This window comes from Pseudomonas sp. PS01299, from assembly GCF_029960145.1.
Taxonomy (GTDB): domain Bacteria; phylum Pseudomonadota; class Gammaproteobacteria; order Pseudomonadales; family Pseudomonadaceae; genus Aquipseudomonas; species Aquipseudomonas putida_A.
Genome location: NZ_JASCPO010000282.1, coordinates 1 through 6,572, shown reverse-complemented (window position 1 = coordinate 6,572; position 6,572 = coordinate 1). Strand labels below are relative to the sequence as shown.

Sequence of the window (6,572 nt, the reverse complement as noted above, 5' to 3'; positions counted from 1 at the left end):
GGGCTTGCTCGCGAATGCGGTGAATCAGTCGCGATCATTATTGACTGGCACACCGCTTTCGCGAGCAAGCCCGCTCCCACAGTTGTTATTTCAGGGCAGCGAGAATTTCGTCCGGGTCAAACCCGCGAATCAACGTGCCATTCACGTCGATCAGCGGAATCCCGCGCCCGCCCAGCGCCTCATACGCCTTGCGCGCCTCGGCGTCCTTCTCGATGTCGAATTCCTTGAAAGAAATCCCCTTGCTGTCGAGAAAGCGCCTGGTCTGCTTGCAGTAGCCGCACCAGTCGGTGGAATACAGCACGACACGGGCCTGCGCTCGCGTCTGCTCAGAGACCATCTGCGACGGGTTGAACACCCGCTCGATCTTGCCCCAGTTCTGATAGACCACCACCACCAGCAGAACCAGCGCGACCTTCTTCAGCACATTGCCCAGCATCAGTTGCGGCGCTTGAGCTGATCAGTGAGCGAGGTCGGCAGGCCCTTGATGATCAGGGTGCCAGCCTCTTCGTCGTACTCGATCTTCGAGCCCAGCAGGTGCGCTTCAAAGCTGATCGATAGACCCTCGGCGCGGCCGGTGAAGCGGCGGAACTGGTTAAGGGTGCGTTTGTCTGCCGGAATCTCCGGCGACAGGCCATAGTCCTTGTTGCGGATGTGATCGTAAAAGGCTTTCGGCCGTTCTTCGTCGATCAGCTCCGACAGCTCTTCCAGGCCCATCGGTTCGCCGAGCTTGGCCTGACTGCTGGCGTAATCGACCAGGGTCTTGGTTTTCTCGCGGGCGGAGTCTTCCGGCAAGTCTTCGCTCTCGACGAAGTCGCTGAAGGCCTTGAGCAGGGTGCGGGTCTCGCCCGGGCCATCGACGCCTTCCTGGCAGCCGATGAAGTCGCGGAAATACTCCGAAACCTTCTTGCCGTTCTTGCCCTTGATAAACGAGATGTACTGCTTGGATTGCTTGTTGTTCTGCCACTCGGAGACGTTGATCCGCGCCGCCAGATGCAGCTGGCCGAGGTCGAGGTGACGCGATGGGGTCACGTCCAGTTCATCGGTCACCGCCACGCCTTCGCTGTGGTGCAGCAGGGCAATCGCCAGGTAGTCAGTCATGCCTTGCTGATAGTGGGCGAACAGCACGTGGCCACCGACCGACAGGTTCGATTCTTCCATCAGCTTTTGCAGGTGCTCGACCGCGACTTTGCTGAACGCGGCGAAGTCCTTGCCACCGTCCATGTATTCCTTCAGCCAGCCGCTGAACGGGAACGCACCGGATTCCGGATGGAACAGGCCCCAGGCTTTGCCCTGTTTGGCGTTGTAGCTCTCGTTGAGGTCGGCGAGCATGTTCTCGATGGCCGCGGACTCAGCCAGTTCGGAGTCACGGGCGTGCAGAACTGCGGGCGTGCCGTCGGGTTTTTTGTCGATCAGGTGGACGATGCAATGACGGATCGGCATGGGCTTCTCGGCTGGTGGAAGGGAGGAGGGCAGGCTCCCCCGAAAAAGCGCCCAGTGTACCGCAACCACTGGTTTTGGCGCGGGGTGAAGGGCAAATCCAGGGCGGGTGGGTGCCCTTATGCAGTTTTTTACCGATTTAGAGCAATAAACCTGACCAAATGGGTAGCTAGAGGCGGATATTTCCCCGTCTCTGTGCTAGTTTTGCCCGGTCTTACGCGAAGTCACTGCGTTAAGCGTGCAATCAGCATTTGTCAGGTCGAACCAAACCCTGATTTCGGCATCTATAACCCGACTCGTCGTGGTTATCGCCGAGGGTGCCAGATCCAGAAGATCGGGCTCGATGGCTGACACTGCACTCTGCAATCCATATGAATTTGATAGGGAAGGAACACTACATGGCTCTTACTAAAGACCAACTGATCGCCGACATCGCTGAAGCTATCGACGCGCCGAAAACCACCGCGCGTAACGCTCTGGACCAACTGGGCCAAATCGTTGCCGATCAGCTGGAAAATGGCGGCGAAATCACCTTGCCAGGTATCGGCAAGCTGAAAGTGACCGAGCGTCCTGCCCGCACTGGCCGTAACCCTTCGACTGGCGCTGCCATCGAAATCCCTGCCAAGAAAGTGATCAAGCTGGTTGTGGCCAAAGGCCTGACCGACGCTGTGAACAAGTAAGACGCAGCGATAAAAAAACCGTGCACCGGAGTGATCCGGGCACGGTTTTTTTGTGTCTGTGATTTGGCGATGCACCTCGAACCTTTGTAGGAGTGAGCCTGCTCGCGATAGCGGTGTGTCAGTCACCTTGATGTCGGCTGATACACCGCTTTCGCGAGCAAGCCCGCTCCCACAAGTAGCTCAGTGTCAGCGAACCCAGCGCTCGCGCCGCCAGATCTGCTGCTCGGACTTGGTCTGGAAGGTCCAGGCCACGAAGCGGCTCTGTTTCTGCCCTTGCGACATCTCCACCACCTGGCTTTCCAGCACGCCGGCCTTCTTCAGCGCGGTTTCGATGGCGGGCAGGTTCGAGGCTTTCGACACCAGGGTGCTGAACCACAGCACCTTGTGCTGGAAGTTCGCGCTCTCGGCGATCAGTTGCGTCACGAAACGCGCTTCACCGCCCTCACACCACAGTTCGGCGGACTGACCACCGAAGTTCAGCACCGGCAGTTTGCGTTTCGGATCGGCCTTGCCCAGTGCGCGCCATTTGCGCTCGCTGCCCTTGGTCGCTTCCTCCATTGAAGCGTGGAACGGCGGGTTGCACATGGTCAGGTCAAAGCGCTCGCCCGGCTCCAGCAAGCCGATCAGGATGTGCTTGCGGTTTTCCTGCTGGCGCAGCTGGATCACCTTGTTCAGCCCGTTGGACTGGACGATGGCCTTCGCGGCAGCCACTGCGGTCGGATCGATTTCCGAACCGAGGAAGTGCCAGCGGTATTCGCTGTTACCAATCAGCGGATAAACGCAGTTGGCGCCCATGCCGATGTCCAGCACGTTGACGATCGCGCCGCGCGGCACTTTGCCGTCGTTCATGCTCGCCAGCAGGTCGGCGAGGAAATGCACGTAATCGGCACGGCCCGGGACCGGTGGGCACAGATAATCCGCCGGAATGTCCCAATGCTCGATGCCATAGAACGCCTTGAGCAGCGCCCGGTTGAACACGCGCACCGCGTCGGGGCTGGCGAAGTCGATGCTTTCCTTGCCGTACGGGTTGGTGATCACGAATTTCGCCAGTTCCGGCGTGGTCTTGATCAGCGCCGGGAAGTCGTAGCGACCCTGGTGGCGATTGCGCGGGTGCAGGCTGGCCTTTTCACGCGGCTCGACGGCTTTGGCCGGGGTCGCGGCATCAGGCTTCTTGCGCGCAGGTTTGGGTGTGCGGGGGGCGTTCATGGGTGTGATCGATTCGGGTATGGCTGAAAGTGGCGGGTATTGTCCCACATCTAAAGGCAACACCGTTCAAACTGTGGGAGCGGGCTTGCTCGCGAAAGTGGTGTGTCCGCCAACACATAGGTTGAATGACACACCGCATTCGCGAGCAGGCTCGCTCCCACAGGGGATTCGTGGCGATTCTTGAATAAAAAAGGGAGGCCTTTGCGGGCCTCCCTCTTTCATTGCGGCTTGCCGTTACAGGCTGGAAATCCGCGCGTGCTGCTCGGCCAGTTTGCCCAGGGCTTGTTCAGCCTCGGCCAGCTTGGCGCGTTCCTTCTCGATGACTTCGGCCGGGGCCTTGTCAACGAAACCGGCGTTCGACAGCTTGCCACCAACGCGCTGAACTTCGCCCTGCAGACGCAGGATTTCCTTGTCCAGACGTGCCAGTTCGGCGCCCTTGTCGATCAGGCCGGCCATCGGCACCAGCACTTCCATCTCGCCGACCAGCGCGGTGGCGGACAGTGGCGCTTCTTCGCCAGCGGCCAGAACGGTGATCGACTCCAGACGCGCCAGCTTCTTCAGCAGTGCTTCGTTCTCGGTCAGACGACGCTGATCTTCAGCGCTGACGTTCTTCAAGTAGATCGGTAGCGGTTTGCCCGGGCCGATGTTCATTTCGCCACGGATGTTGCGCGTGCCGAGCATCAGGCCCTTGAGCCACTCGATGTCGTCTTCGGCGGCCGGATCGATGCGCTCCTCGTTGGCCACCGGCCAAGGCTGCAGCATGATCGTCTTGCCCTGAATGCCGGCCAGCGGCGCGATGCGCTGCCAGATTTCTTCAGTGATAAACGGCATGAACGGATGCGCCAGACGCAGCGCCACTTCCAGCACGCGCACCAGGGTGCGACGGGTGCCGCGCTGACGCTCGACCGGGGCGTTCTCGTCCCACAGCACTGGCTTGGACAGTTCCAGGTACCAGTCGCAGTACTGGTTCCAGATGAACTCGTATAGCGCTTGCGCGGCGAGGTCGAAACGGAATTGATCCAGTTGACGGGTCACTTCGGCTTCGGTGCGTTGCAGCTGCGAGATGATCCAGCGATCCGCCAGCGACAGCTCGTAGGCTTCGCCGTTCTGGCCGCAGTCTTCGCCCTTGTCCAGAACATAACGCGCGGCGTTCCAGATCTTGTTGCAGAAATTGCGATAGCCTTCGACGCGGCCCATGTCGAACTTGATGTCGCGACCGGTGGACGCCAGCGAGCAGAAGGTGAAGCGCAGGGCGTCGGTGCCGTAACTGGCGATGCCGTCGGCGAACTCGTCGCGGGTCTGTTTCTCGATCTTCTTCGCCAGTTTCGGCTGCATCATGCCGGAGGTGCGCTTCTGCACCAGTGCTTCCAGCTCGATACCGTCGATGATGTCCAGCGGGTCCAGGACGTTGCCCTTGGACTTGGACATCTTCTGGCCCTGGCCATCACGCACCAGGCCGTGCACGTAAACGGTCTTGAACGGCACCTGCGGGGTGCCGTCCTCGTTCTTGATCAGGTGCATCGTCAGCATGATCATCCGGGCAACCCAGAAGAAAATGATGTCGAAACCGGTGACCAGCACGTCGGTGGAGTGGAATTTCTTCAGAAATTCGGTCTTTTCCGGCCAGCCGAGGGTGGAGAACGTCCACAGACCCGAGCTGAACCAAGTGTCGAGCACGTCGTTGTCCTGTTGCAGCGCAACGTCCGGGCCGAGGTTGTGCTTGGCACGCACTTCGGCTTCGTCGCGACCGACGTAGACCTTGCCCGACTCGTCGTACCAGGCCGGAATCCGATGGCCCCACCACAGCTGACGGCTGATGCACCAGTCCTGGATGTCGCGCATCCACGAGAAGTACATGTTTTCGTACTGCTTCGGCACGAACTGGATACGGCCGTCTTCAACGGCAGCAATCGCCGGCTCAGCCAGCGGCTTGGTGGAAACGTACCACTGGTCGGTCAGCCACGGCTCGATCACGGTGCCGGAACGGTCGCCTTTCGGCACTTTCAGGTTGTGATCGTCGACGCTGACCAGAAGGCCGGCGGCGTCGAACGCCGCGACGATCTGCTTGCGCGCTTCGAAACGCTCGAGACCGGCGTACTGGGCCGGGATCTGGCCATCGATGCTGTCGTTCAACGTGCCGTCGAGGTTGAACACCTGGGCTGCGGGCAGCACGTTGGCGTTCTTGTCGAAGATGTTCAGCAGCGGCAGGTTGTGGCGCTTACCGACTTCGTAGTCGTTGAAATCGTGGGCCGGGGTGATCTTCACGCAACCGGTGCCGAACTCTGGATCGCAGTAATCGTCGGCGATGATCGGGATGCGGCGGCCAACCAGTGGCAGCTCGACAAACTTGCCGATCAGGGCTTTGTAGCGTTCGTCGTTCGGGTTAACCGCGACGGCGGAGTCGCCGAGCATGGTTTCCGGACGGGTGGTCGCGACGATCAGGAAATTGTTGCCTTCAGCGGTTTTCGCGCCGTCGGCCAGCGGGTACTTGAGGTTCCACAGGAAACCTTTCTCGTCGTGGTTTTCCACTTCGAGGTCGGAAATCGCCGTGTGCAACTTGGTGTCCCAGTTGACCAGACGCTTGCCGCGGTAGATCAGGCCGTCTTCGTGCAGGCGTACGAAGGCTTCTTTAACCGCTTCCGAGAGACCGTCGTCCATGGTGAAGCGCTCGCGGCTCCAGTCCACGGACGAACCGAGGCGGCGGATCTGACGGCTGATGTTGCCGCCGGACTGATCCTTCCACTCCCAGACTTTCTCGAGGAATTTCTCGCGGCCCAGGTCGTGGCGGTTCTGGCCGGTGGCTTCCAGTTGACGCTCCACCAGCATCTGCGTGGCGATACCGGCGTGGTCGGTGCCCGGCTGCCACAGGGTGTTGCGACCCTGCATGCGGCGGAAACGGATCAGGGCGTCCATGATCGCGTTGTTGAAACCGTGACCCATGTGCAGGCTGCCGGTGACGTTCGGCGGCGGGATCATGATGGTGTAGGAATCGCCCGCGCCTTGCGGTGCGAAATAGTTCTCGGACTCCCAGGTGTTGTACCAGGAAGTTTCAATGGCGTGCGGCTGGTAGGTCTTATCCATGCGCGGCGGGACCCTATTGGCATTTATTCAGGAAAAGCCGGGAAGTATAGCGGGGCATGGGGCCGAGGGCGAGCGGGGGAGGTAGTGCGCGGTTCAAATGTGGGAGCGGGCTTGCTCGCGAATTCGGTGTGTCAGCCAGCGATGATGGTGCCTGACATACCGCATTCG

The 6,572-nt window shown here is 60.3% G+C and carries 5 protein-coding genes; 1 reads left to right on the top strand and 4 read right to left on the bottom strand.

Annotated elements, in window-relative coordinates:
• Positions 1–85 precede the first annotated feature (85 nt).
• Positions 86–436, bottom strand: a complete 351-nt coding sequence (locus tag QMX91_RS27750; protein ID WP_134785497.1) for a glutaredoxin family protein — start codon at positions 434–436, stop codon at positions 86–88.
• Positions 436–1,440 (bottom strand): nucleoid-associated protein YejK, encoded by a 1,005-nt coding sequence (yejK, locus tag QMX91_RS27745; RefSeq protein ID WP_003221908.1) that lies wholly within the window; start codon positions 1,438–1,440, stop codon positions 436–438. Before yejK ends, QMX91_RS27750 begins: the two co-directional genes overlap by 1 nt.
• 395 nt (positions 1,441–1,835) lie before the next feature.
• On the opposite strand from yejK, the gene QMX91_RS27740 reads away from it, so the two are divergent.
• Complete coding sequence (locus QMX91_RS27740) at positions 1,836–2,117, top strand: HU family DNA-binding protein (protein ID WP_003221909.1); 282 nt, start codon at positions 1,836–1,838, stop codon at positions 2,115–2,117.
• Positions 2,118–2,303: 186 nt separating this feature from the next.
• Here the strand turns inward: QMX91_RS27740 and rlmF are convergent, their stop codons facing one another.
• Both rlmF and QMX91_RS27730 read right to left on the bottom strand, forming a co-directional pair.
• Positions 2,304–3,323 carry a 23S rRNA (adenine(1618)-N(6))-methyltransferase RlmF gene (rlmF, locus tag QMX91_RS27735; protein WP_139053792.1) on the bottom strand — a complete coding sequence of 340 codons (1,020 nt, stop codon included), beginning with the start codon at positions 3,321–3,323 and terminating at the stop codon, positions 2,304–2,306.
• Positions 3,324–3,557: 234 nt separating this feature from the next.
• Positions 3,558–6,404, bottom strand: a complete 2,847-nt coding sequence (locus tag QMX91_RS27730) for a valine--tRNA ligase (RefSeq protein ID WP_098967335.1) — start codon at positions 6,402–6,404, stop codon at positions 3,558–3,560.
• Between the last annotated feature and the right edge of the window lie 168 nt (positions 6,405–6,572).